Raw genomic sequence first — 25,237 nt, 5'->3', positions numbered from 1 at the left:
ATGCTGGACCTGTTGAGCCTTCCCTTGCTGGCGCTGACGACTCTGATCTGTCTCTGGGTATTCTTCAGGCATGCCAGCGGCGTCGATTTGCTGCGGTTTCCGTTCCTCGTGTCGGGCGTTTATCTCGCCTACATCTTTCCCAAGCTGTTCGGCTTGTTGTCTTCCGACGCCAATCTGGCGGAAGTCTACAGGCAATCCGGCGCGGCAAACACGCTCGTCGTTTCGGCCGCGCTCTGCTATTTCGGGGGACTGGCGGGCTATTACATGGCCCGTCCACGTACGGCATTCGCGCCTCGGCCGCTCGAGGTGAGCCGTGCACAGTACAGCCGGGTCCTGATCATCGCCATGGTCTTCCTGGCCGTTGCGTATGCCGGCATTACCGGGCTGGCGCTCACGGCCGGCGGCTTCACCCAGTTCTTCTTCCAGATGGAGAGCTACTCGCTCGATTGGCGCGGCGCCGAGGTCTATTACATCTTCATCGCGCGGCTGATCTATATTCCGATCTTCCTGCTGCTGATGCTGCACAAGGCCAGGCCCGGACGGCTGACCCTGCTCCTGATTGTGATCGCGCTGATCTATCCGACGCTCAACGTGCTCGTGCTGTTCCGCCGCAGCGAGGTGCTCCAGACCGGCTCGATCATCGCCTTCGTCGCCATTCTCTACTACCGGTTCCGGCCACGCCGCGTCACGGTGATGGCGGCGGTCTGCGCCATGGTGGCGGTCGTCGCGCTGTTTCCCGAAATCCGGGGCAGCCAGTATCGCGGACAGGACCTCCAGCAGGGTTTCATCGAGGAACGTCTCGATCGTTTCGTCAGGTTCGAGCCCAACAACGAGATCGCCATGGCGGCCTTCCTGGTGCAGCGGGCCAAGGAAACCGGCAATTTCGAACACGGGGCCATCTTCTGGAACGCCCTGGTCAGCCAGTTCGTCCCGGCGGGTCTCGTCGGCCGCGACGTCAAGAGCGCCCTGTACATCAACCAGACCGTCGGCGAGTTCAACGTCAGCGGCTGGAGCCGCGCCCAGCATTTCTATCTCGCGCCCATTGGTTTCTCGCAAGCCTTTGAGCAGTTTGGCTATTTCGGTTTCCTGCTCTTTTCCGCGCTCGGCGCGCTGATGGGCGCCCTAGAGCGCTGGCGGCGGCATTCGTTCCCCGGCGAGATGATGTATGTGCTGATGCTCGCGCCCATCGTGCTTGCCGTGTCGAACGATTTGCAACTGCCCATCGTCAAGTTCGCGACCTACGCCGTTGTCTTCGCGATGATCTGGGGGGCCGGCCAGATGCGCGTCCTCTCCAGCATCGCCTGGCATCCCGCGCGGCGGCGTGCCTACGGCCCGCCGATGCCTGCCCAAGGATAGAAGTCCGATGAATCGCCTTGCCAATGAAACACTTACGCCGTTGCCACGTGTCGCCGTGATGCAGACCACGGCCCGCCGGGATTACGCCGTGGCCAAGGCGTTTCACGAGCAGGGGGCGCTCGCGGCGATGGCGACGGATCTGATCGTGCCGCACTGGGCGCGGCCGGCGGCGAGGGGGGCGCTGCAGCGCTATCTCGTTGGTTTGCCGAGGGAAAAAGTGATCGGCGCGCCGGTCAGCGGGCTGGCGTATCGCGCGGCCATGCGGATGACGCGGCCGTTCACGGCCTGGCCGCATATCTGGGCCGCCAGGCGCGTGGCCGAGATGGCCGCACGGCGCCTCGCCGCCTCGGCGCCGGATGTCGTCTATGGTCTCGACACCGGAGCGCTCGAGCTTTTCCGTCAGTTCGCCACAATTTCGCCGCGTCCCAAGCTGGTTCTGGAGCAGTGCGTGGCGCCGCGCGCCAGCCAGCTCCTCATGGTCGACAGGCTCGCCGCCTTCATGCCGGCGGATCTCGTTCGCCACCGCAAGGCCAACATCGAGCGGCTCAAGGTGCGCGAGGAGGAGGAGTGGCGTCTCGCCGATCTGGTCCTCGCGCCGTCGTCCTATGTGTCGGAGGAACTGGTCGCGGCCGGGTGTCCGGAGAGCAAGATCAGGCTGGTGCCGTACGGCTATTCGCCGCGCAAGGACGCGCCGCCGCGCGTCGCCCGTCACCGGACGGAACCGCTGCGCGGCCTGTTTGTCGGCGGCGTCGATTATCGCAAGGGCGTGCATGATCTGGCCGCCGTCGCGGGCCGCTTCGCCGGGCGCGCCCAGATCGATGTTTTCGGCAAGGTCATGGTGGAGGACAAGGTCGCCGCCGAGTGGGGCAGGACCGTTTCGCTCAAGGGCCCGCAGCCGTTCAGTGCCGTGCAGCAGGCCTATCTCGATGCGGATTTCCTGGTGCTGCCATCCTATCTCGAGGGCTCGGCGATGGTCGTCTACGAGGCGATGAGCTTCGGCCTGCCCTGCATCGTCACGCGCGAGACCGGGTCGGTGATCACCCATGGGCATGACGGCTTCCTTTTCGAGGCCGGCGATCAGGACGGCCTCGCGGCGGTGTTCAGGGGTATTCTCGATGATCCGGAGAGTCTCGATCCGATTTCCCGCAACGCCGAGGCGACGGCGCGGCAGGTGTCCGCCGAGCAGTATGGCGCGCGGCTGCTGGCGGCGGTGATGTCATGATCGTCCGGGTCGTCTCCCGGGTTCTGGATATCGCCGGCTACAAGCTGCGCTGGCTCTACTACACCCTGACCCTGTTTCTCTGGCACAGGCCCGTGCCATGGTCGACGACGATCTATGGCAAGATCCGCCGCCTGCACCTGCCGGTACGGATCACCCTGGGCAAGCGCTGCCGGCTGGGCGACCACGTCTATCTGGCGACCTCGCATACGTCCGACATCGTGATCGGCGATGACGTGAACATCAATCTGGGCTGCGTGCTGGTCGCGGTGGAGCGGATCAGCATCGGCAGCAACACCTCGATCGCCGAGTACGTCTCGATCCGCGACCAGGCGCACCGGTTCGAGCCGGGCAGCGGCGTGCGCGGGCAAGGCTTCACGTCCGCCCCGGTGGAGATCGGCGACAACGTCTGGATCGGGCGCGGCGTCTTCATCGGGCCGGGCACGGTGATCGGGCCGAATTCCATCGTCGGCGCCAATGCGGTGGTGCACGGCGTCTTCCCGCCGAACGCCCTGATCGTCGGCGCGCCGGCCAAGGTGAAGAAATTCATCGAGGCCTCGCGCGACAGGAAGGCAGGCTGACATGAAGCGGCTTGCGAAACGGCTGGTGGAACTGGGCCTGTTCGTGACCGCGCCCGTGTTGCCCTGGGGGCTCAGGCGGGTGCTCTACACGCGGCTGCTGGGCTACCGGCTGCATCCCAGCGCGCGGATCGGCATCGCGCTGGTCAGCGTCGGGGCGTGCGCCATGGGCGAGCGCAGCCGGATCGGTCACTTCACGCTGATCCGCAACATGGACCGGCTGGAGATCGCCGCCGGCTCGAAGATCGGCACGTTCAACTGGATCTTCGGCATGCCGACGGGCAACACGCGCCATTTCACCCACAACACGGACCGGGATTCGGCGCTGGTGATCGGCCCGGAAAGCTCGCTGACGTCGCGCCATATCCTCGACTGCACCGACCGGATCTCCATCGGCGCGTTCACCACCATCGCCGGTTTCCGGTCGCAGATCCTGACCCATTCCATCGACATCCAGGCCAACCGGCAAAGTTCGCGGCCGGTGACGATCGGCGATTACTGCATGCTCGGCAGCGGCTGCATCGTGCTCAAGGGCGCGCGCATGCCCAATGGCACGGTGCTCGCCGCCGGTTCGGTGTTCCGCGGCGCGCCCAATGCGGAGTATCAGCTGATGTCAGGGGTACCCGCCACCGCCATCCGGTCCATGGACCCGGGCGACGGCTATTTCCAGCGCACCGAGGGACCCGTGTCCTGATGCGGAGGCCGCTCACGGTCCAGCCGGCGCCGGGATTTCGCAACAAAGTGGGGCGCGTGCTATGGGGCACGGTGTACTGCCTGTTCTACCGGCCGTCGCCGCGCCCGTTCCATGGCTGGCGGCGCTTTCTCCTACGGTGTTTCGGCGCCCGTATCGGCGAGGGCGCCATGCCCTATCGCGGGGTGATCGTCTGGGCGCCGTGGAATCTGGTCATGGGCGCCCGCAGCGTGATGGGGGACGGGGTGGACTGCTACAGCGTCGCAAGCATCGAGCTGGGCGAGGGCGCCGTGGTCAGCCAGCGCGCGTATTTGTGCTCGGCCAGCCATGACTACAACGATCCCGGCTTTCCGCTGGTCACAGCGCCGATCCGGATCGGCGCAAATGCGTGGGTGGCGGCGGAGGCATTCGTCGGACCGGGCGTGACGGTCGAGGAAGGCGCGGTCGTCGGCGCGCGGGCCGTCGCCAATCGGGACGTCGCGGCCTGGACCGTGGTCGGCGGCAACCCGGCCGTTCCGCTGCGCCAGCGTCACTGGAAGGAGGCGGCAAGATGACCACGCCGCGCGTCGTGTTCGTGAACCGCTTCTTCCATCCCGACCATTCGGCGACGGCGCAGATCCTCGCCGATCTGACATTCGCCCTGGCGCGGGACGGATGGGACGTGGCGGTGGTGACCAGCCGCGCGGTCTATGACGATACGGCGGTCGAGCTGGACCGGCGCGAGACCGTCGAGGGCGTCGACATCCGGCGGGTGTGGGCGACGCGCTTCGGGCGCAAGGGGCTGGCGGGCAGGGCCATGGACTATCTGTCCTTCTATCCCTCGGCCTTCTGGGCGCTGCTGCGGACCTTGCGCCGGGGCGACATCGTCGTGGCGAAGACCGATCCGCCGCTGATCTCCGTGATTGTGTCCCTGGCGGCCCGGTTGCGGGGCGCCCGTCATGTCAACTGGCTGCAGGACCTCTATCCCGAGGTGGCCGCCGAACTGGGCATCGGCGCGCTGCGCGGCCCGCTGGGCAAGGGCCTGCGCGGCGTCCGGAACGTGTCGCTGCGCGGCGCCCGCGCCAATGTGGCCATCGGGCACCGGATGGCCGAGCGGCTGGCCGGCGAGGGCGTCGCGGCGGCGGGGATCGTCGTCATCCCGAACTGGAGCGACGACGAGGTGATCGCCCCGGTCGCGCGGGCGCAGTGCGTGCTGCGCCGCGAATGGGGCCTGGACGACGACATGTTCGTTGTCGGCTATTCCGGTAATCTGGGACGGGCGCACGAGGTGGAAACCCTGCTGGGCGCGGCCCGGCTGCTGAAGGGCGATCCCAGGATCAAATTCCTGTTCATCGGCGGCGGGCACCATAGCGACGGCCTGGCGGGGCGGGTCGCCGCCGAAGGGCTCGACAATTTCCTGTTCCGGCCGTACCAGCCCAAGTCCATGCTGGCCCAGTCGCTGGCGGTGCCCGACGTGCACTGGCTCTCGCTGCGGCCGGAGCTGGAGGGGCTGATCGTGCCCAGCAAGTTCTATGGCATCGCCGCCGCCGGCCGACCGGTTCTGTCCGTGACCGATCCGGATGGCGAGATCGCGCGCCTGGTGCGGCATCATGAGTGCGGCGCGGTGGTCGCGCCGGGGGATGATGCGGGACTGGCGCAGGCCATCACCACGCTCGCCGCCGCGCCCGAGCGGTGCCGGGAGATGGGCGAGAATGCGCGGGCGATGCTGGTCGCCCACTACACGCGGCGGACCTCGATCGGCCGCTGGGATGACTTATTGCGGAAGGTGCCGGGTTGAGGCGGCGGGTAGAAGCGGTGGTCGTCGTTGCCGAAGAACATCGGCTTGCGAAGGTTGCCGCGCGGCGGTACGTATTACAGCATCCCGCCCAAGACCAACGTCGCCCTCTCTCGCCACGGATGGTATCCCTGCAAACAGGATTTCGTAAGCTGTCATTGAAATCCGTGGGATAGCCGTGCCTCCAATCCGTCACGTCGTTGGAATTTCATAAAATTGATAGAGTAAAAAGCCTCTAATCTCGAGACGGAACTAGTATGTATCTGCTTGCCTGTTTCGGAGAAGATATTGCAGGATTATCCGGTTTTTCTCCAGAAGACTTTCCTGATGCCATTTCTTGTAAAGAAAAAATTGTTTTGTCAATATTTTTATCTAATGTGGTATTTTTGTAAGGCTTAATCTCTTTTAAATCTTCTATTAGAGATTTTGCGTTATTTTTTTCCTCAGTTGTTGGTACGGTGCTCGATCCACTCGAAGTCTGCGAGTCTGGCTTGACGGCTTGGGCGGGTGGGGGGCTTCCAGTGTTTGGCGTGGGAGTGTCACTGTCATCACCACCGATCTTGGTAGCCGGCGCTTCGATCTTTATTGGATCAAACCTCTTAGTCGCGATAGCGGCGGCCATGTTCGCTTGGATAACCGCTGGCCGACATACGTTCTGAATTAATCGCAGATTCTCAATTGCCTGTGCGTATGTATATTTTTCTTCCGTATCACTCATCATAGCAGTACGCAGCGTAAAAATTTGCGTTTGTACCATTGTTTGAGCGGAGCTGGAGAACTCGGCGCCAAATGTCAGTTGCTTTCGGTATGTATCATTCGCGCCCAATAGTGTTGTAAAAGCCAATGCAATGCCACTAGTGGCAGTCGCAGACGCTCCGGCTAGTGCCGCGCTTGTTATAGCTACGGCTGCAGATCCAGAGGTGATATCTCTATAGAACAAGAGGCGACGCTCAATTCTGCCATTAGATGAAAAATATATGTCGCAGTTTTCAGAAACAACATGAGATCCGGCAAGGAGCATTTGTCTAGCCAGTAGATCATCTTTATATTTATCAGTATTATTAAGAGAGGCCGTGTGTGCGGCAACAAATTGCTTATAGAGAGGACCGTGAGTGATCGGATCCTCTGACATCCCTTCAGGCGCTACAGGGCCGAACCTATTGACAGTCGGAGATGGCCCCTCAATTGTACTACAGCCTGAGGCCCCACATAATATCACGATGCTAATGGCTAACCGTCTCCCGGATATATACATTATAGACCCCTAAAATCTATCGCCCCATCAGATAAATAATTCATGAACCCTTTTCATATAAGAGTCAACATGACGATTAGGTGAGAAGGTGTGAGATATAGATTAGATATCATCGGATAGATTTTCTCATAAATTCCATATGTATGGAATTAAATGGGGGCTTTGGCGAAACTTTACTAAACAGGCTATCCGGGTGCGAGGATGGCGCGATCAAGTGGGCATGGTCGGTATGAGGGCAATTGGCCCGACCGCCCTCCGCTGACTTCGCCGCTGCGCTAACGAGGTCAAGGTAGAAGCGGGAAACGTCATTACCGAAGAACACCCGGGCGCGCCGGTTGTTGCGCTGCGTCAGGCGATGCGGCAATCCGGGCGCCACCACCAGCGGAGCCAACCTCGCCATCGATGCCCGTCCTTGTAGGATCGGGTGAGAATGCGAGCGGGAGAGTTTAGCAAACTATCGCCGTTATTCGGGACGGTCTGTTGAGCAAAGCGCTGGCCTGACGGGCTGGACAACGGTCTGGAATCGGAAAGGGAGGCGGATGGTTCCGCCTCCCTTTTTCGTTCCCCAAGGAAGATAGGCCGGTCCCCTGCGAGCCGGCCGTCGCGAAAAACTATTCCCGGTTCTGGTGGGGTTTGGGCGCGTGCTTGAAGCTGCCGCCGGAGTAGGTGGGCTGCTTTTGGATCCGCACGGGCTCGGCGCGCGGCGCCCTCGCCGCCGGCACGCGGCTCCTGTTGCCGCCGAGCACGGCCAGATAGGCCAGCATCTGCGGTGTCATGACGACGACCAGCAATGCCTCTATGCCGCTTCGGGCCGGGTCAGGAGCTTGCGCGAAGCCTTGTTGACCTTAGCGACCCACCAATCATCCAGTCGGGATAGCGGCCAGGATGCGGCGACCGAGGCCGCCAACGTAACGACGAATACGAGTATCAGCACGGCGGGCGCGGTCCATCCCTCGTCGGACAGGGCGACATAGGTGGCGCTGGACAGCGAGCAGATGACGAGCGTGTGCACCAGATACAAGGGAAAGCTGATCTTTCCGAGCATGACGAAAACCCGGCCGGTCATGGATCGGAACAGGCGTTCATTGGACAGGGTCGCATAGATGATCAGGCCTGACCCGAGGGCATGAAGGGCCGTCCTGAAGGTTCCGGCGACGGACCCAGGCACCGGAGACGCCCACGCATAGTGCTCTTCGGGAATCACATACCCCAGCAGGTAAAGCCCGAACACGATCAGGATCAGGCAGACCGGGAGCGGCAGCGGCCTTACACCCTGTGCCACGCGGACGGACAGGAACACGCCCAGGACGAAGGGGAATATGAGCGGATTGTATCCCAGCGACGATATGGACAGGACCACGAAGGAATAAAGGAGATATCTGCGCCCGAGGACGATGGAAATGAATCCGGCCAGCATATAGACGATCATGCTGCCGAAGAACTCGGGCTTCATGGTCCACAGATTGGCATTGTAGCTGGACAGACCGGTGAAGAAGGTGGTGACGCCCTGCGCGAAGGCTGCCGGGAAACCGGGTTCGAAACCGGGTGTCCAGCCCGCGCCCCCAAATGACGCCAGCCAGGGACTACCGCTTCGCAGACCGGCATCCGCGAAATGATAGAGTCCGAAATGGAACAGAAAATAACTCAGCACCGTGGTGACCGTCACGATGAAGACCAGGCGCGGAAATCTTTTGACGAACGACTTCACCAACCGGTGCTGGTCGCCATCGTTGAAATAGGACCAGCACAAGACGAAGCCTGAAAGCACGAAAAAGAACGATACGGCAGCATTCCCGTTGAACATGAAGAAATAATAGGCGCCAGACAGGCTCCCGGGTGTCCGAAGCCCTTCCAGATAGCCGGTCGTCATGGGTGAGAACGCCAGAAAATAATGATGAAGCAGTACGATAAGGGACGCGATCCCCCTGTACCCCTCAAGGGGAACCAGCTTGCCGATATGAGTTACGGTCAATTATCTGATCATTTCTTTGATCATTAATAAAAGGGGCGACCCCGCCTGAGGCGCCGATAAACGTCGTCCCCTGAAAAGACAGTGCTTCTCGGTTGGGGCCAGCGACGACAATACCGGCTGGAAAGATGGTAAAGCAACATCTCTCTGGAGGCGGTTCACCCCGTCCGGAATCGGAAAGGGAGGCGGATGGGTCCGCCTCCCTTTTTCGTTCCCCAAGGAAGATAGGCCGGTCCCCTGGGGCCGGCCGTCGCGAAAAACTATTCCCGGTTCTGGTAGGGCTTTGGCGCGTGCTTGAAGCTGCCGCCGGAATAGGAGGGCTGCTTCTCGATGCGCACGGGCTCGATGCGCGGCGCCTTCGCCACCGGCACGCGGCCGCGATTGCCGCCGAGCACGGCCAGATAGGCCAGCATCTGCAGCGCCATGACGACGACCAGCGGCGCGCCGAGATAGATGTGCAGGGCGGGCAGGGCGCACAGCGAGAGATAGACGGCCACGGCGCGGTTCGAGCCGCCGGTCCAGTCCTTCAGGTAGTGGTGAAGATGATCGCGGCCGGGGGTGAAGGCGCCGGTGCCGCGGGCGATCCGAACGGCCATGACCCGGCCCATATCGAGCACGGGAATGAGGAAGCAGGCGGCGAGATAGAGCGCGGGCATGCCGCCCTGATGCTGGTTGTAGGCCTCAATGGCGGCGAAGCCGACCAGGGACGACATCATGTAGGCGCCGGAATCGCCGGTGAAGAGGCGGCCCTTTAGATTGGCGAAGAGGAGCACGGCGAGCGCGCCGGCGACCGGCAGCAGCATGACGGCGGTTCGCGGCGTCAGGAACGGCGCCAGCAGCACCAGCCAGATGGCGCACATGCCGAGGAACAGGCCGTTCAGCCCGTCCGACAGGTTGGAGCCGTGCTTCAGGCACAGCAGGCAGAAGACGGTGAAGGGGACGGCGGCGAAGCTGAGCGGCAGGGTGAAGCCGAGATCGGGAAACCACAGATGATGAACGCGCAGCTCGGGCACCCAGGACGCCGCGAAGGCCGCGCCCATGATCCCGACGGCGAGGCGCGCCCAGGGATTGATGTGCTGGCGGTCATCCATGAAGCCGAGCAGGAAGAAGACGGTCGCCACGACGAAGACGCCGCCAGCGGCGGGGCTCACCTCGCCAAAGGCGGCCATGGTCAGGGCGAGCCCGGCGAGCAGCGCCAGATAAAGCCCGACGCCGCCCACGAGCGGGGTCGGATTGGCGTGCAGCTTGCGCCCGCCATCCGGCTTGTCGATCACGCCAAGGCGCACGCCGAGCGGTCTCGCCCAGAGCGCGGTTGCTGTCGCCACCAGGGTGCCGGCAAGGACTCCCAGTGTCGTAACATCCATGGCACCGGTTACGGCGCCGGATTCGGCCCAATTCCACAACAAGTTTCGCCTCCGCGAATAAACGGGTCGGACAACTTGTTGGCCTCTCGTCCTCAAATACGCCCGGTCGCATGAACGGAAAAAGCGGCCCAACGCTGTTTCCGTCATGGCCCCGCCTCCGAAGAGGCCGACCCAGCGGTTGTATCAAGATGCTGGATTATACAACCATAGGTCAATGTTCTTTTTGCATTTGCGAAATAGTCATGGTTTTTCGCATGACAGTAGCCACGGAATTGACACAATTGGACCTCGTCCGGTGTGAAGACTGGACCAGATCGCCCTGTGAGCAGTTTAATTAAAATTGATATTAATTTTGAGATTATGAGTCTCCGGAGAGTGAAGAGTCGCGCCCGTTACTTGTCAGGGAATCTTTTCATGAGCGATGTTGTGTCAATCAGGCCGTGCCGGCATGTCCTGTCGCGTTGGGGGAGCCATAATGCGGGCGCGGAAGCAGCGCGCGATCCCGGAGGCCGCATGGGCGATACAACCTGAGGGTGTGTGCTTCCACGTCTATCGGCCGGCGGCATGCGCGTATCCCGCCGCTTTGCCGCCATGTTCCCTCGGGGTGGAGGGGGCGCGGGCCGCGTGAGCCGCTTTTTGCTCGACGCGCTTGATCGAGCGGCCTCGCCGTGCTGAAAAGGCGGGACAAAAGTCACGCATGCCTTCGGCCATGGGCCGAGGGCGCCGAAGGGACCGAGACGCCATGAAGACCTATTATGAAGGCCCCGTCGTCGAGGCCGAGATCGATAATCTTGGCCATATGAATGTCAGGGTCTATGCGCGCAAGGCCGCGCAGGCCACCTTCAACCTGGCCGCCGCGGTCGGCCTGACGCCCGGGCGGGTTTCGGCCGAGGGCGCCGTCGTCCAGATCATGGACGGGCACATCCGCTTCTATCGGGAGCAGCTCGAGGGCGCGCCGTTGCAGATCCGGGGCGGCGTGCGCTGGATCGGCGACGAGCGGATCGGCATTTATCTCGAGATGCTCAATGCCGACAGCGGCGATGTCGCGGCGACGTTCAACAACGCGTTCGGCCTGTTCGATGCGGAAAGCCGGAGCCCGAAGCGGCTGCCGCAGGAGGCGCTGGACGCGGCGCGGAGCCTGATCGTCGACTGGCCGGAGCGGGGCCAGCCGCGCAGCCTGCCGCTGGACGACGTCACGCCGCCGACCCTGGCCGGCATGGAGGACAATACCTCGTTCGTGCGGTTCGACGGCTATACCGTGTCGCCAGAGGAAGCGGACAGCCACGGCTACATGGATATCTCGGACGCCAAGTCCATCGCGCTGGCGCGCCTGCCGATCAAGTTCAAGGCGCAGCACCGGGGCTATCAGCCCGAAGATGGCCGGCGGATCGCCATCGCCACCATCGAGAGCCGTCAGGTGATGTTCTCGGTGCCGCGCCTGGGCGATCCGGTCATCACCCGCACGAAACACGTGGATGTGGGCCGCAAGAGCGTGACGTTCGAGCACTGGAGCTTCAACGAGACGACCGGCGCGCCGATCAGCGTGCTCAAGCAACTGGGCCTCGGCTTCGATCTGGAAGCGCGCCGTACGGCCGAATTTCCCGAGGCGATGCGGGCCTCGCTGGCGGGGAATGGACGGCCTGACCTCGCCGACGACCGGTAAAATTTTCGCCCGCGGCCTCTCCGGGTGGCCTCTAAGGGTTTGCCTTTGCCGGCCCGGCGATTATCATGCACGCGTGAATGTCCCTGGGGAGATGCCAAAATGAACGACCTGAGCTTCCAGATTCCGACGAACCGTATCAATTCACGCGGACTGATCCGCCACCCGATCCGCCAGTATGCGTGGTTCGTCGATGATATCGACGAGGCCTGCTACAAGTGGAACAAGTTCTTTGGCGCCGGTCCGTTCCATGTGGTGCGCCATCATATCGGTGAAGGCTTCACCTATCGTGGCCAGAAGATCGAGGCCGATGTCTCCTATGCCTTCGGTCAGGCCGGCCCCGCCCACATCCAGTTCGTCGCGCAGCATGACGACACGCCGTCGATCTACCGCGACATGTACAAGAAGGGCGAGAACGGCTTCCACCATGTGGGCGTGCTCGTGCCGAACGTGCAGGAAGAAGTCCGTCGTTTCCAGGCCGCCGGTTACGAAGTGGCCTGCGAGCTGTGGGGCGGCGACTACGTCGCCTACATGGATTGCCGCAAGGATCTGGGCTGCTTCGTCGAACTGCACGGCGACGCGCCGGTCATCTGCCAGCTGTTCGACGGCTGGCAGACCCAGCACGAGGAGTGGGACGGCGTGACCGACCTGATCCGCGAGAACAAGAACAACCGCGAAGGCCGCCAGTAATACGGGGCCAGTAAACCCGGGCGAGGCGGAAACGCTTCGCCCCAGCGATGCCGAGCATGATCCGTCATGCGAAGGTTGCGGGGGACCGGTTCAGGCTGGTTCCCCAGTCCTTCCCGCCGCGGGCCGTTCAGGCCGCCGGCACGTTCACCGTAAATCCGACCGTGTTGATGCCGCCCTCGCTCGAAGCGAAGACGGTGCCGTTGTGCATGGTGGCCACGGCCTTGACGATGGACAGCCCCAATCCGTGATTCTCGCCGCTGTTTCCCCGGCAGGCCTCGACCCGGTAGAAGCGGTCGAACAGGCGCTCCAGATGCTCCGGCTCGATGGGGGCGCCCGGATTGGCCACGGCGACCCGCGCGCCCGCGCCGTCCTGATCGATGCGCACGACGAGGCCGGCGCCTGGCTCCGAGTGCTGAACGGCGTTCTGCAGCAGGTTGGTGATCGCCCGGCCGAACAGCGACGGGTCGATGGCGGCCCGCGCATCGCCCTCGACGCGCAGGGTCACGCCCGCGTCGTCGAGCACGAATTCGAGGAAGTCGGCGGCTTTGTCGACCTCGGCGGCCAGTGACGTGGGCACGGGGTCGCTCGCGGTCACGCCCTGATCGGCGCGGGCCAGGAACAGCATGTCGTTGACGATGGTGCGCAGCCTGTCCAGCTCTTCCAGGTTGGACTGGAGCACGTCGCGATGCTGTTCGGCGCTGCGCTCCTTGGATAGCGCCACCTGCGTCTGGCCGATCATGTTGGTCAGCGGCGTGCGCAGCTCGTGCGCCACGTCGGCGTTGAACGCCTCCAGTTGTTTGTAGGCCGCTTCCAGCCGGTCCAGCGCACCGTTGAAGCCGGCGACCAGATTGGTCAGCTCGTCCGGGCAGCTCGCCGGCACCAGCCGCTGCGACAGGTTGCGCGGGCTGATCTGGCGGGCTTCCTCGGACAGCCGGCTCAGCGGGCCGAGACCCATCTTGGCGATCCAGTAGCCGAGCCCGGCCACGATGACGACACCGAGCCCGGACAACACGAGCAGCGCGACGAGAAACGCCCGCTGGGTCTCGTGAAACCGCGTCGAGTCGATGCCGACGACGATCCGCACGTCGGGCCGCTCGCCCAAGGCCGGCATGGTGCGGGTCAGCGTCTTCAGCGGGTAGCCGTCTTCATTCAGCTGCAATTCGCCGAGACCATCGCGCCGGTCCAGATCGTCGCGCAGGGCGCCCGGCGTGTCGCCATATTCGAAGCGGGGATCCTGGCTCAGCGCCCAGAAGCGGGCGCTGTTGTCGCCCGGCGTCAGCGCGTCGAGCTTGTCGTGGACGCGCAGCCATTTCTCCAGGGTGGCGGTGCGGCTGATCATGTGATCCATGACCTCCATCCGCGTGCGCAACTCGTCCACCTGATGGTGTTCCAGGTCGCGCGACAGCACGCGCTGCAGGGCGAGGCCGACGAGCGAAAACACGATCACCGCCGCCAGCGCGAACATCAGCGAGAGGCGGACGGCGATGGATGGATTCACGCGGTTTCCTCTCGCACCTCGAGCACATAGCCCATGCCCCGGATGGTATGCAGCAGCTTCTGCTCGAAAGGTCCGTCGAGCTTGTCGCGCAGCCGCTTCACGGCGACCTCGACCACATTGGTGTTGGTGTCGAAATTGATGTCCCAGACCAGTTCGGCGATCGCCGTCTTGGACAGGATCTCGCCCTGACGGCGTCCGAGGACGGCGAGCAGCGAGAATTCCTTGGCGGTGAGGTCGAGCCGCTTGCTGTCGCGGAAGGCCTTGCGGCTGAGCAAGTCCACATAAAGATCGCCGATGCGCAATTGGACGGGGTCCTGCGCCCGGCCGCGCCGGGTCAGCGCCTGCAGTCGGGCGACCAGTTCGAGAAAGGAGAACGGTTTGACGAGGTAATCGTCGGCGCCCTCGCGCAGGCCGCGCACCCGATCATCGACCAGATCGCGCGCCGTCAGCATGATGACGGGGGTCTGCTTTTCGGCCCGCACGGCGCGCAGCACCTCGAAACCATCGATTCCGGGCAGCATGACATCGAGCACCAGGACGTCGTAATCGCTCGTCAGCGCCAGATGCCGGCCGTCGATGCCAGTATGGGCCACATCGACGGTGTAGCCCTGTTCCACCAGGCCGCGGTGCAGGTATTCGGCCGTCTTGACCTCGTCCTCGACGATCAGGATGCGCATGATGATCAGCCTCCCGCTGCTAGTGTCGGTGTCGCCGGCGGCACGATGCCCATGGTCTGATAGAGCGATACCAGGCGCAGCGCCACGTCCGCGGTGGCCGACGTCCATTGGGTTTCCGCCTCGTAAAGCGCCCGCTCGGCGTCCAGGACCTCGAGCAGCGACAGGGTCCCTTCCTTGTACTGACGGTTGGCCAGTTCCGCGGCCTTGGCGGCCGCCGTGACGGCGTTGCCCAGCTCGCGCTGCCGGATGACGCCTTCGGTGTAGAGCACGATCGCGGTCTGCGCTTCCTGAAGCGCGGTGCGCACGGTGAGCTCGTAGTCGAGATAGGCCTGTTCCTGACGCGCGTCGGCGGCGTCGATGGCGGCACGGATGCGGCCGAAGTCGAACAGGGGCTGGAGGAGCGACGCGCCGGCCGACCAGACGCGGGTGCCGGGCGAGAACAGGTCGCCGACGCGGGCGCTTTCGACGCCCAGAAGGCCGGACAGCGTGATCTGCGGATAGCGCAGCGCCTGGGCCGCGCGAACCCGTTCCGAGGCCGCCAGCAGACGGCGCTCGGCGGCCCGAACATCGGGACGCAGGGCGACGACCTGGGTTGGCGTGGCGAGCACGGCGACGGGATCGGCGTCGGGCATGGGGCTGTCCGGCGGCATCATGCCGTTCAACTGTTCCGGCGTGGTCGCCAGCAGCAGGACCAGCCGGTGGCGCGCCGATTCGGCCTGCTCGCGCGCCTGCGGTACCGCCGCGCGGGTGGTCGATTGCTGGGCGATGATGCGTTCCAGGTCGAAGCGGCTCGACATGCCCTGGTCGAAGCGGGCGCGGGTGATGCGCACCGTGCCGCCCTGGGCGTCGGCGTTCTTCTGGGCGAGGCCGGCCTGGGCCTGATAGAGGCGGTATTCCAGGTAGGTCCGCGCCACTTCCGCCAGCAGGGTCAGGCGCACCGCGTCGCGGTCCGCCTCGGTCGCCTCGAGATCGGCGCTGGCCGCGCGCGCCTCGCTCTGGAGGCGGCCGAAGAGGTCGGCTTCCCAGCTGGCGCCCAGCGACAGGCCGAAGGTGTTTTCGGTGCGTGTCGGGCCAGGATTGGCGGCCTGATTGCGGGGACGGGTGCGGCTGCGTTCGGCATCGCCGCCGCCGGTCAGTTCGGGAAACAGCTCGGCCCTCGCGCCTTTGCGCAGTGCGCGCGCCTCGGCCACGCGGGATTGTGCGAGCCTCAGGTCGAGATTGCGGCTCTCGGCCGTTTCGATGAGGCGGTCGAGAACCGGATCGTCGAACTCCCGCCACCAGGCGATGGGCGGCGCCTCTGAAATGGCGGCGCCATCGGGCGTTCCTTCCCAGGATTGCTGCAACTCGGCGGTCGGCAGCGGCCGGGTCGCGGCGGCGCCGCAGGCGGCAAGAGCCGCGCTGGACGCGCCGATCAGCAGGATGCGGGTGAGACGGTGCATCATGGGGTGAGACTCTGCGGTGTGCCGATGGTCGGGTCCGTGCGCTTGTCGGCGCCATGGAACAGCCGGTCCAGGGTGAGATAGATCACCGGCGTCGAGAACAGGGTCAGCGCCTGGCTGACCAGCAGGCCGCCGATCACCGCGATGCCGAGCGGCTGGCGCAGTTCCGATCCGGTGCCGAGACCGAGCATCAGCGGCACGGCGCCGATGGCGGCGGCGATGGAGGTCATCATGATGGGACGGAAGCGGACGAGGCAGGCTTCCTTGATCGCCTCTTCCGGCGGCAGCCCGCGCGTGCGCTGGGCATCGAGCGCGAAGTCGATCATCAGGATGCCGTTCTTCTTGACGATGCCGATCAGCAGCACGAGGCCGATCATGGCCATGATCGAGAAGTCGAAGCCCATCACCCACAGGAACAGGATGGCGCCGATACCGGCGGAGGGCAGCGTCGACAGGATGGTGAGCGGGTGGACGAAGCTTTCATAGAGCACGCCCAGGATGATGTAGACGGCAAGCAATGCCGCGAGGATCAGGAAGGGCTGGCTGGCCAGCGAGCTCTGGAACGCTTCCGCGCTGCCGCGGAACGAGCCGGTGATGGTGGTTGGCATGCCCATTTCGATCTGGGCTTCCTCGACCAGTTTCACCGCGTCGCCCAGCGCGGTGCCCTTGGCCAGGTTGAATGACACGTTGACCGAGGGGAACATGCCGTCATGGGTGATCTGCACCGGTCCCGCCTCGGGCGGCTCGACGGTGGCGATGGACGAAAGCGGCACCATCTGGCCGGTGAGCGGCGAGCGCAGGTAGAAATAGTCCAGGCTCTGGGCGGAGGCGCGCTGCTCCGGACTGATCTCCAGGATGACCTTGTACTGGTTGATCTCGGTCTGGAACTCGCTGATCTGGCGCTGGCCATAGGCGTCGTAAAGGACCTGATCGATATCCTCGGCGGTGATGCCGAAGCGCGCGGCGGCGGTGCGGTCGATGGTGAGGCGGGTGACGGCGGCGCCCATCTGCAGATCGTTGGACACATCGGTCAGTCCCGGGATCTGCGACAATCGTTCGGTGAGGCGGTTCGCCCACAGGCCAAGCTCGTCGCTGTCGTTGCCGCGCAGCACATAGAGATACTGCGCCTTGCCGAAGCCGGCGCCGATGTTGATGTCCTGGGCCGAGCGCAGGATCAGCTGAATACCCGGGATCTGCGACACCTGGGGGCGCAGGCGCGCGATGAATTCCTCGGCGTCCACGTCGCGGTCGCCGGGGTCCTTGAGGACGATGAAGAAACGGCCATTGGCCAGATTGGTGCTGCCGGCGGTCGGTCCGACCGCCATGCCGAACCTCAGGATCGCCGGATCCTTGCCGACGATCTCGGCCAGCTGCTTGTGCTTTTCCACCATGTCGTCATAGGACACGTCATCGGCGGCCTGTGTCGTGCCGAAGACGAAACCGGTGTCCTGCAAGGGAAAGAAGCCCTTGGGCACGAACACGTAGCTCGCGATGGCCATGCTGACGGTGATGCCGAAGACGACCAGCATGGTCCGCTGGTGGGCGAGCACCCAGGTGATGCCGCGCTCGTACTTCTTCAGCAGCTTCTCCGAGAAGCCGTCCTTGCGTGTCTCCTGATGCGGCAGGGCTTTCATGAAACGCGAGGCCAGCATGGGCGCCAGCGTCAGCGACGCGACCACCGACAACAGGATCGCCGCGGTGACGGTGAGCGCGAACTCGCTGAACAGCCGGCCGACGATGCCGCCCATGAACAGCAGCGGAATGAAGGCGGCGATCAGCGAGAAGCTGATGGAGATGACGGTGAAGCCGATCTCGGCCGATCCCTTGATGGCGGCCTGGAGCATGGATTCGCCGGCTTCCAGATGTCGGTGGATGTTTTCTATGACGACGATGGCGTCGTCGACGATGAATCCCACGGCAATGACGAGCGCGACCAAGGTCAGATTGTTCAGACTGAATCCCAGCATGAACATGGCGGCGCAGGTGGATACCAGCGCGACGCCCAGAACCGCGCCGACGATGAGGGTGGCCGATAGTTGCCGCAGGAACAGGCCCATGACCAGCACGACCAGCACGGCTGTGACGCCCAAGGTGATTTCGACCTCGTGCAGGGTCGAACGGATCGTGCGGGTTCGGTCATTGAGGACTTCCACCTCGACGCTGGCCGGCAGACTGGCGCGGATCGCCGGCAGGGCCGCCATGATGCGATCGACGGTGGCCACGATGTTGGCGTCCGGCTGGCGGCGGATGATGAAGTTGACGCCCGGCTCGCCATACTGCCACGCCTGAACGTAGTCGTTTTCGGCGCCGAACGTCACCTTGGCGACGCTCCCGAGCAGGATCGGTCTGCCGTCGCGGTAGGCGACAGGCAGGCGTTCATATTCCTCGGGATCGAAAATCTGGTCGTTGGTCTCGATGGTCGAGACCCGGTCGGCGCCGTAGATGGCGCCTTTGGCCTGATTGACGCTGGCACGCTGGATGACGCCGCGCAGGTCGGCCATGGTCAGGCCGTAGCCAGCGAGCTTTTCGGGCGAGGCCTGAATGCGCATGGCCGGCTTTTTCTGGCCGGTGAAGAAAATCTCGCCGACGCCGTCGATCTGGCTGATCTGGCGGTTGATCAGCGTGTCGGCCAGATCGCTCAGCTCTGTCAGCGGCATCAGCTTGGACTGGACGCTGAGGATCAGCACGGGCGCATCGGCCGGGTTGACCTTGCGCCATGTGGGCAGGCTGGGCATGTCGGCGGGCAGGCGGCCGGACACCGAATTGATGGCGGCCTGGACTTCCTGCGCGGCGGTGTCGATGTCCTTGGTCAGCGCGAACTGAAGGGTGATGCTGGTGCTGCCCAGCGCGCTGGTGGAGGTCATCTCGGTGATGCCGGGCACCGAGCTGAGTTCGGATTCAAGCGGCGTCGCCACGGCCGAGGCCATGGTCTCGGGGCTTGCGCCGGGAAGCCGCGCGCTGATGCTCAAGGTCGGAAATTCGGCCTGCGGCAGTGGCGCGATGGGCAATTGCGGAAAGGCGACCAGGCCCAGCGCCACGACGGCCAGCGACAGCAAGAACGTCGCGATCGGATGGCGAATGAACCAGATCGACAGTCCGGTCTTGGATGTCATGGCGTCTTCTCCGACACGGCGGCAGCGCCGTCCTTCGGCGCGCCGGCGACCCTGACGGGTGCGCCGTCGCGGAGCCGGGACTGGCCGTCCGACACGACAGTGTCGCCAGCGGCGAGACCCTTGGTGATCACGATCGCGTCGTTGCTGGCGTATCCGGTCGTCACGGGAACGACCTGCGCCTTGCCATCGGTGACACGGAACACGAACGAGCCGTCCAGACCCTGTTTCACCGCTTTCGGCGATACGGTGACCGCGCCGGTCGTCAGACCGACGCGCAGCTGGATGGTGACGAACTGGCCGGGCCAGAGGGCGCCATCCGCATTGTCGAATTCGGCGCGCAGTTTGATCGTCCCGGTCGTCGGATCGATCTGATTGTCCAGCATGGTCATGCGCCCCTCGGCGAGGCGCGTGCCGTTTTCGCGGTTGAAGGCGATGACCGGCGCTCCGCCCTCGGCGTTCATCAGCGGCTGGATCTGCGGCACCAGCGTCTGCGGCAGCGAGAATACAACCGAAATCGGCGCCATCTGCGTGACCGTGACGATACCCTCGGTATCGGAGGTGCGTACCAGATTGCCGGCATCGACCCGGCGCAGGCCGATACGGCCGCTTACCGGCGACGTGATCCGGGTGAACGACATCTGCACCTGCGCGGCGGCGATCGCCGCGTCATTGGCGCGGACCGCGGCGCGCAATTGCCCAACAAGGGCTTCCTGCTGCTCCACCGTCTGGCGAGAGATCGCTTCTTCCTTGAGCAGGTTGGTGTACCGGGTCAAATCCTGTTCGGCGGAGCGTAATTGCGCTTCGTTGCGCGCCTTCTCCGCCTGCGCCTGGGCAAGGGCGGCCGCGAGGGGGCGGTCGTCGATCCGCGCCAGAAGCTGGCCCTTCTTGACCTGCTGACCTTCCTGGAACAGCACCTCGGCGAGGACGCCTTCCACCTGCGGACGCAGAGTCACGTTCGCCAGGGACTCGACGGTGCCGATGCCGCTCGCCAGATGCGGGACATCCCGGTTCTCGGCCTTCATCACGCTGACCGGGACAGGCGGCGGCGGGGGCGGGGCTTCCTCGCCTCCGCTCAGCAGCCACCATGCGATGGCGATGATGGCGAGCACGGCCAGGATGGCCGCGATCAGTTTCCCCCGGGACGATTGGACGACGGACTTGTTCATGGATACTGCTTGAAAAAGAGAAAAGTCATGGGCGGACGCGGTCAGGCACGGGCAATATAGCCGTAGCGCAAGTTGGACCGGTTTTCGCCTTGGGCAAGGTGGAGTTCTTTCCTCTGGGCAAGCCTGTCAGTCTCCCACGCCGCTTCGGTAGGGTCATACCGGTAGAGCCGTGCCGAGTTTCCTCCCAGTATCGCGGATTTGACAGACCCCTGCGCCGTCCCCAACGGCGCGAAGCCATACTTTTCGCGCATGTCCTCGGGAATCTCAAGCCGCCTCAACCCTTCGATCTGCCATTGCGGCGATCCTGTCCAAACCGCGTCCGTGCCCCAGACCACCTTGTCCGCGCCCAGACCCTTGATCAGTTGCCCCAGGATAGCGGCGGCGAGACGCGGCTGGCTGACGGCGGTCATGGCGAACACTTGCCCCAGGTCAGCATAGACGTTCCCGACACCGTGGCGGGCCGGAATTTCGGCGAGATCGCTGACCCAGTCGATCCGTCCGGTCCGGTCGAACTCGGCCATGGCGTCCTCGGGCGTGCCGCCGCCAGGGAACCGGTAGCCGGCGTGATAGATGATGAAGTTGAGCTGAGGCCAGTCCTTCGCCGCCTTCGCCACGTCGCTCACGTCGGCATGGCGGCGCAATTTAGGAAACTGCTTCTCGACCGAGGGCGGGAACAAGCCCTTGTGCACGCAGACATTGGTCAGTCCCGCCTTGGCGAAACGCTCATAGGCGGCGTAGGCCAATGTCTCGTCGTCCATGCGCCAGGGATGGCGGCTCAGATCCTTGTGGGTGTTGTCGCCGATGGTATAGCCCTTGAAGGAATCCGGCTTGTCCTCGGCGATGGCCCGGTCGACTTCTTCGAGCCAGCCTGGCATGCCCGGGGTAAAGATGGCGTGCGACAGCATGCGGCGGGATCCGGCGTCGGCGTTGACACGGGCCCGGGCCGCCGCCGTCATGGGATTGGTGAGGAACCAGTCCTCGGGAACCTCGGAGGGCGCGCTGCTGATCAGGGCCACCTTGGTGTCGCTGTCGAGAAAGATTTCGCGCATGTAGTTGTCGAACTTCAGATCGGCGATGGTCTGGGGCTTGCCAGCCAGCGCCGGGTTCCAGCCGGATTTGCCGACCGCCTCGCGCATGCGCACGAAGGTATCGAGACGCGTATCGTCGCGCAGGAAATGGGTGTGACCGTCGAGAATGAACTGGCCCGACAAGGTCTTCGCGCGATCGTCGGCCATCTCGGGCGTCGCGGCCTCGGCGGCGGAGACACCGAACAGGGGGCCGAAGACCTGGTTCATGGCCAGGAACGCCGCCGCCATGCCGCTGGCCGTCGCGAAGAACTGGCGCCGGGACATGCCGTGCTTGCGTGCGAGGGCGTCGCTCATCTCGCGCAGCCTGACCTCGACCTCGCGCTGCGCCGGCGTCTGGGGGATCGGCGCGAATTCGTCGCTGGATACGATCTGCGTGGGAATCGGGCCCGGGAAGCCGTGCGATTCAGCGAGGGCCAGTTCGGCTTTTTCCCGGTCACTGAGCAGACGCATATGGATGGTTCCCTCTATGGCAGCCCGCCTGACTCAACCTTAGCGCCAGAGCGCCCACGCAATGCTGACCGGCTCATGACATTTTTGTCAGCAAGTCAGCCGTCGCGCTGCCTGCACAGGCTCTCACAAACACATGCGTGCGTGAATGTAAATTTCAAAAGGGGCTTTCACCGGCCGGATTTTGGTGCAACAGTTCGGGCCGGAAGACGATCATCAGGGGAGACAAAAGATGGCGTTAATGTCGACATATCCGATCTTTCAGTACGCGTACTATGTGAACGACCTGGAAGAATCGATCAACAAATGGGCGAAGCTCTACTATGCGGGCCCCTTCGTGATGGTGCCGCATCACAAGACGGACAAGTTCCATTATCGCGGCACGGATACCGAAGCGGACGTCTCCTATGCCTTCGGCTATCTGGGCGACATGATGATCCAGTTCATCCAGCAGCATGACGACAAGCCGTCGATCTATCGCGACATGTACAAGGCGGGCGAGGAAGGCTACCACCATCTCGGCCTGCTGGTTCATGACTTCGAGGCCGAGTACAAGCGCCTGCAGGACGCCGGTTTCGTCGACGCCTGCCGTCTGTACGCGGACGAAGTGGACGCCTGCTATTTCGACACCCGGTCGCTGAATGGCGGTTTCACCGAACTGCACGGCGATCCCAAGAACATCCTGGGCATCTTCGCCCAGTGGAAGCGGGCGCACGAGCTGTTCCGCCCGGGAGACAATCCCATCCTCGTGCTTTAGTCCGGCGACGGAATCATGCTCCGGACGGCCCGCTTCGGCGGGCCGTTATCGTTTCAGTAGACGTCGCGCCGGTAGCGCCCATCGGCGGCGAGGGTGTCGAGAACGTCCTGGCCAAGCGTTTCTTCCAGAACGGCGGCGACGCCCGAGGCCATCCCGATCAGGCTGCCGCACACATAAATCGCGGCGCCTTCGTCCACCCAGCGCCGCAACTGGTCCGCCGCCTCGGCCAGGCGATGCTGGACGTAAAGACGCTCCGGTTGATCGCGGGAGAAAGCGAGATCCAGCCGGTCGAGCCAGCCTCGCGACCGCCAGGACTCGATTTCGTGTTCATAAAAGAAATCATGGGCGCGCGAGCGTTCGCCGAAGATGAGCCAGTTCCGCCGCCGTCCCGCAGCGAGCCGCGCCTTGAGGTGCGAACGAAGACCGGCAAGACCGGTGCCATTGCCGATCAGGATCAGCGGGACATCCTCCGGCGGCGCATGGAAAGACCGGTTTGTCCGGATGCGCATGTCTATGGCGCTGCCAAGCGGGGCATGGCGGGTCAGCCAGCCGGAGCCGAGGCCGGGCCTACCGTCCGGATGGTCCATGCGCCGGACCAGCAGTTCGACGCGGCCATCGGTAGGCAGCGAGGCGATGGAATATTCCCTGTGGGGTTGCGGTGCTTCGGGGTCGAGAGGATCGCGCGGGCCGATTTCGGCGATGTCGCCCGCCGCCCATGAGGGTTGACCATCAAGCGGCTCCAGCGCGACGTGAAAGACCTCGCCGCCCAGGCTTCCCGGGTTGAGCAGGCGGCGTTCCGCGAGGCGCCAGCGTCCATAATGCGCCGGTTGCCAGTCCTTCATGCGACTGCTGCCGCTGAGCAGACCCATGTGATACTGCCAGTGTCGCAGCGCGCCGGCATCTCCGTTGTCCACTTCCACCGTGTCGAACAGCGGCGTCGCGCCCTGCTGGCGCAGCCACGCCTCAAGGCTCCTGCCGAAGCCGCAGAAATGGTTGTAGCTCCGGTCGCCCAGGGACAGCAGGCCATAGCGCAGCTCCCGCAGGTCCGCCTCGCGGCCCAGGACTTGGCGGGTGAACCGCGCGGCGCTGTCGGGGGCATCACCCTCGCCGGTGGTGCTGACGACGAACAGGACCCTCTTCGCGATTTCGAGCCCGGCGGCCTCGACGCGGCCGAGAGGGTCGACGCGCACGGGCATGCCCTCGTCCCGCAGCGCCTCGGCGGTGCGGCGGGCCAACTCCTCGGCTTGTCCCGTCTGGCTGGCATGGGCGATCAGCAGGGAGCCGGCGCTGTCCGCCGGCGCGGCGATGAAGGCCCGGCCGGCGATCCGCCGCCGATGCCGCAGCAACGTCACGGCGCAGAACGCGGCATAGGCGACGGCGACGAGCAGGGCCGCATGGACATTGTCGGGCGATGCCTGCAGACATGCCATCCAGACGAGGATCGCAAGAGAGGCGGCCAGAAGCAGGGTACTGGCGGGAAGCGCGATACGGCTCATCATCAATCGAGCATGGCCGCCAGCGCGGGTGTCATCCGCTGGTGAAAGTTGTCGGCGGTACGGACGAGGAAGCGGGCCGCGATGCCGCGGGCCCGGGCGAAGTCGAAACCTTCCCGCGGACCCATGACGGTCAGAGCCGTCGCCATGGCGTCGGCCAGCATGCAGCGCGGGTGGAGCACGGTCACGCTGGCCAGACCGTTCGCCACCGGATGGCCGGTCCGGGGGTCGAGGGTGTGCGAGAAGCGCAGGCCATCGCTTTCAAAGAATTTGCGGTAGTCGCCCGACGTGGCAGCCGACAGGCCGTGGAGCGCGACCAAGCTTTCCGGGATGGCCCCGGCGCCGGGCGGTGCCTCCAGCGCCACCCACCAGGGTTGGCCGTTTGGCTTGACGCCCGCGCCGAGGAGTTCGCCGCCGACCTCGACGAGGAAATCGCTGATGCCCTGCTCGCGCAGCCAGTCGCCGACCAGATCGACGGCATAGCCCTTGGCGATGCCGGAGAGGTCCACATAGCAGCCGCCCGGCTGACGGGCACGGCCGGTGGCCCGGTCGAGTTCGATCCGGTTCCAGCCGATGCGGGCGCGCGTCGTCAAAATCGCCTGCCGGTCCGGTGGGTCGCGGCGGCTGCCTTCCGGGCCGAAACCCCACAGATTGACCAGCGGTCCCGTTGTCGGATCGTAGGCGCCGCCGCTCTCTTCCGCGAGCGCAAGCGCGTGATCGAGCACGGTGAACAGCTCGAAGGGCAGCGTGCGCCACTCGCCGACGGTGGCGTTAAAGCGGCTGAGAGCCGAGCCCGGCTCCCACGTGCTCATCTGGTCGACGACCCGGTCAAGCTGCCGCTGGATGCCCGCGCCGAGCCGGTCGATCGGCGCGGCATCCGAGGCGACGATCCTGACCGTCCAGCTCGTGCCCATGGTCAGGCCACGCAACGTCCGCACCGCGCCTTGGGGCGGCTGGACGGGCGAGAGCTCCAGGGGAACGAGAACCTGTCGGGTCATGGATC

General features: G+C 64.5%; 21 protein-coding genes. 9 read left to right on the top strand and 12 right to left on the bottom strand.

Annotated elements, in window-relative coordinates; genetic code table 11:
• Genes WJU17_RS08920 through WJU17_RS08895 form a run of 6 tightly spaced genes read left to right on the top strand, consistent with a single transcriptional unit; the run spans position 1 to position 5,621 of the window.
• Complete coding sequence (locus WJU17_RS08920; RefSeq protein WP_346326971.1) at positions 1-1,356, top strand: O-antigen polymerase; 1,356 nt, start codon at positions 1-3, stop codon at positions 1,354-1,356.
• Positions 1,357-1,363: 7 nt separating this feature from the next.
• Entirely contained in the window at positions 1,364-2,578 is a 1,215-nt protein-coding gene (locus WJU17_RS08915; RefSeq protein ID WP_346326970.1) for a glycosyltransferase, read from the top strand.
• A complete protein-coding gene (locus WJU17_RS08910; RefSeq protein WP_346326969.1) occupies positions 2,575-3,156 on the top strand; it encodes an acyltransferase in 582 nt (193 codons plus the stop codon). The genes WJU17_RS08915 and WJU17_RS08910 overlap by 4 nt, the downstream gene beginning before the upstream one ends.
• A 1-nt stretch (position 3,157) precedes the next feature.
• On the top strand, positions 3,158-3,847 hold the full coding sequence (locus WJU17_RS08905) for an acyltransferase (protein WP_346326968.1): 690 nt from the start codon (positions 3,158-3,160) through the stop codon (positions 3,845-3,847).
• A complete protein-coding gene (locus tag WJU17_RS08900) occupies positions 3,847-4,398 on the top strand; it encodes a putative colanic acid biosynthesis acetyltransferase (RefSeq protein WP_346326967.1) in 552 nt (183 codons plus the stop codon). The genes WJU17_RS08905 and WJU17_RS08900 overlap by 1 nt, the downstream gene beginning before the upstream one ends.
• The gene (locus WJU17_RS08895) at positions 4,395-5,621 is read left to right on the top strand and encodes a glycosyltransferase family 4 protein (protein WP_346326966.1); all 1,227 of its coding nucleotides are present in this window, start codon (positions 4,395-4,397) and stop codon (positions 5,619-5,621) included. Before WJU17_RS08900 ends, WJU17_RS08895 begins: the two co-directional genes overlap by 4 nt.
• A 232-nt stretch (positions 5,622-5,853) precedes the next feature.
• Here WJU17_RS08895 and WJU17_RS08890 read toward each other — a convergent pair whose 3' ends face one another.
• The 4 genes from WJU17_RS08890 to WJU17_RS08875 all read right to left on the bottom strand — a co-directional run bounded on the left by WJU17_RS08890 (position 5,854) and on the right by WJU17_RS08875 (position 10,206).
• Positions 5,854-6,750 (bottom strand): hypothetical protein, encoded by an 897-nt coding sequence (locus WJU17_RS08890; RefSeq protein WP_346326965.1) that lies wholly within the window; start codon positions 6,748-6,750, stop codon positions 5,854-5,856.
• Between the two features lie 734 nt (positions 6,751-7,484).
• Entirely contained in the window at positions 7,485-7,649 is a 165-nt protein-coding gene (locus WJU17_RS08885; protein WP_346326964.1) for a hypothetical protein, read from the bottom strand.
• A gap of 20 nt (positions 7,650-7,669) precedes the next feature.
• Positions 7,670-8,845: an acyltransferase gene (locus tag WJU17_RS08880; protein ID WP_346326963.1), complete on the bottom strand. Its 1,176-nt coding sequence runs from the start codon at positions 8,843-8,845 to the stop codon at positions 7,670-7,672.
• A 257-nt stretch (positions 8,846-9,102) separates the two neighbouring features.
• Positions 9,103-10,206 (bottom strand): MraY family glycosyltransferase, encoded by a 1,104-nt coding sequence (locus WJU17_RS08875; RefSeq protein WP_346326962.1) that lies wholly within the window; start codon positions 10,204-10,206, stop codon positions 9,103-9,105.
• A 742-nt stretch (positions 10,207-10,948) separates the two neighbouring features.
• On the opposite strand from WJU17_RS08875, the gene WJU17_RS08870 reads away from it, so the two are divergent.
• On the top strand, positions 10,949-11,869 hold the full coding sequence (locus WJU17_RS08870) for a thioesterase family protein (protein ID WP_346326961.1): 921 nt from the start codon (positions 10,949-10,951) through the stop codon (positions 11,867-11,869).
• 99 nt (positions 11,870-11,968) lie between these two features.
• A complete protein-coding gene (locus WJU17_RS08865) occupies positions 11,969-12,556 on the top strand; it encodes a VOC family protein (RefSeq protein ID WP_346326960.1) in 588 nt (195 codons plus the stop codon).
• A 127-nt stretch (positions 12,557-12,683) separates the two neighbouring features.
• Here WJU17_RS08865 and WJU17_RS08860 read toward each other — a convergent pair whose 3' ends face one another.
• From WJU17_RS08860 to WJU17_RS08835, 6 genes are read right to left on the bottom strand one after another with little or no spacing between them, the layout of a single operon-like run.
• Positions 12,684-14,054, bottom strand: coding sequence for a heavy metal sensor histidine kinase (locus WJU17_RS08860; protein WP_346326959.1), 1,371 nt, complete (start codon positions 14,052-14,054; stop codon positions 12,684-12,686).
• Positions 14,051-14,731, bottom strand: a complete 681-nt coding sequence (locus WJU17_RS08855) for a heavy metal response regulator transcription factor (protein ID WP_346326958.1) — start codon at positions 14,729-14,731, stop codon at positions 14,051-14,053. The genes WJU17_RS08860 and WJU17_RS08855 overlap by 4 nt, the downstream gene beginning before the upstream one ends.
• A gap of 5 nt (positions 14,732-14,736) precedes the next feature.
• A complete protein-coding gene (locus tag WJU17_RS08850) occupies positions 14,737-16,173 on the bottom strand; it encodes an efflux transporter outer membrane subunit (RefSeq protein WP_346326957.1) in 1,437 nt (478 codons plus the stop codon).
• A complete protein-coding gene (locus WJU17_RS08845; protein WP_346326956.1) occupies positions 16,170-19,283 on the bottom strand; it encodes a multidrug efflux RND transporter permease subunit in 3,114 nt (1,037 codons plus the stop codon). Before WJU17_RS08845 ends, WJU17_RS08850 begins: the two co-directional genes overlap by 4 nt.
• Positions 19,280-20,449: an efflux RND transporter periplasmic adaptor subunit gene (locus tag WJU17_RS08840; protein ID WP_346326955.1), complete on the bottom strand. Its 1,170-nt coding sequence runs from the start codon at positions 20,447-20,449 to the stop codon at positions 19,280-19,282. Before WJU17_RS08840 ends, WJU17_RS08845 begins: the two co-directional genes overlap by 4 nt.
• A 41-nt stretch (positions 20,450-20,490) precedes the next feature.
• Entirely contained in the window at positions 20,491-21,987 is a 1,497-nt protein-coding gene (locus WJU17_RS08835; RefSeq protein ID WP_346326954.1) for an amidohydrolase family protein, read from the bottom strand.
• 238 nt (positions 21,988-22,225) lie between these two features.
• Between WJU17_RS08835 and WJU17_RS08830 the strand changes: the two genes are divergently transcribed.
• On the top strand, positions 22,226-22,741 hold the full coding sequence (locus WJU17_RS08830; protein ID WP_346326953.1) for a VOC family protein: 516 nt from the start codon (positions 22,226-22,228) through the stop codon (positions 22,739-22,741).
• A gap of 53 nt (positions 22,742-22,794) precedes the next feature.
• Here the strand turns inward: WJU17_RS08830 and WJU17_RS08825 are convergent, their stop codons facing one another.
• Both WJU17_RS08825 and WJU17_RS08820 read right to left on the bottom strand, forming a co-directional pair.
• Positions 22,795-24,240, bottom strand: a complete 1,446-nt coding sequence (locus WJU17_RS08825) for a sulfite reductase subunit alpha (protein ID WP_346326952.1) — start codon at positions 24,238-24,240, stop codon at positions 22,795-22,797.
• Positions 24,240-25,232 carry an FAD:protein FMN transferase gene (locus WJU17_RS08820; protein ID WP_346326951.1) on the bottom strand — a complete coding sequence of 331 codons (993 nt, stop codon included), beginning with the start codon at positions 25,230-25,232 and terminating at the stop codon, positions 24,240-24,242. Before WJU17_RS08820 ends, WJU17_RS08825 begins: the two co-directional genes overlap by 1 nt.
• Positions 25,233-25,237 lie beyond the last annotated feature (5 nt).

It is taken from the genome of Iodidimonas sp. SYSU 1G8 (genome assembly GCF_039655775.1).
GTDB lineage: Bacteria > Pseudomonadota > Alphaproteobacteria > SMXS01 > SMXS01 > RI-34.
The sequence above is the reverse complement of the archived record's forward strand: the minus strand, read 5'-3'. Positions and strand labels throughout refer to the sequence as shown.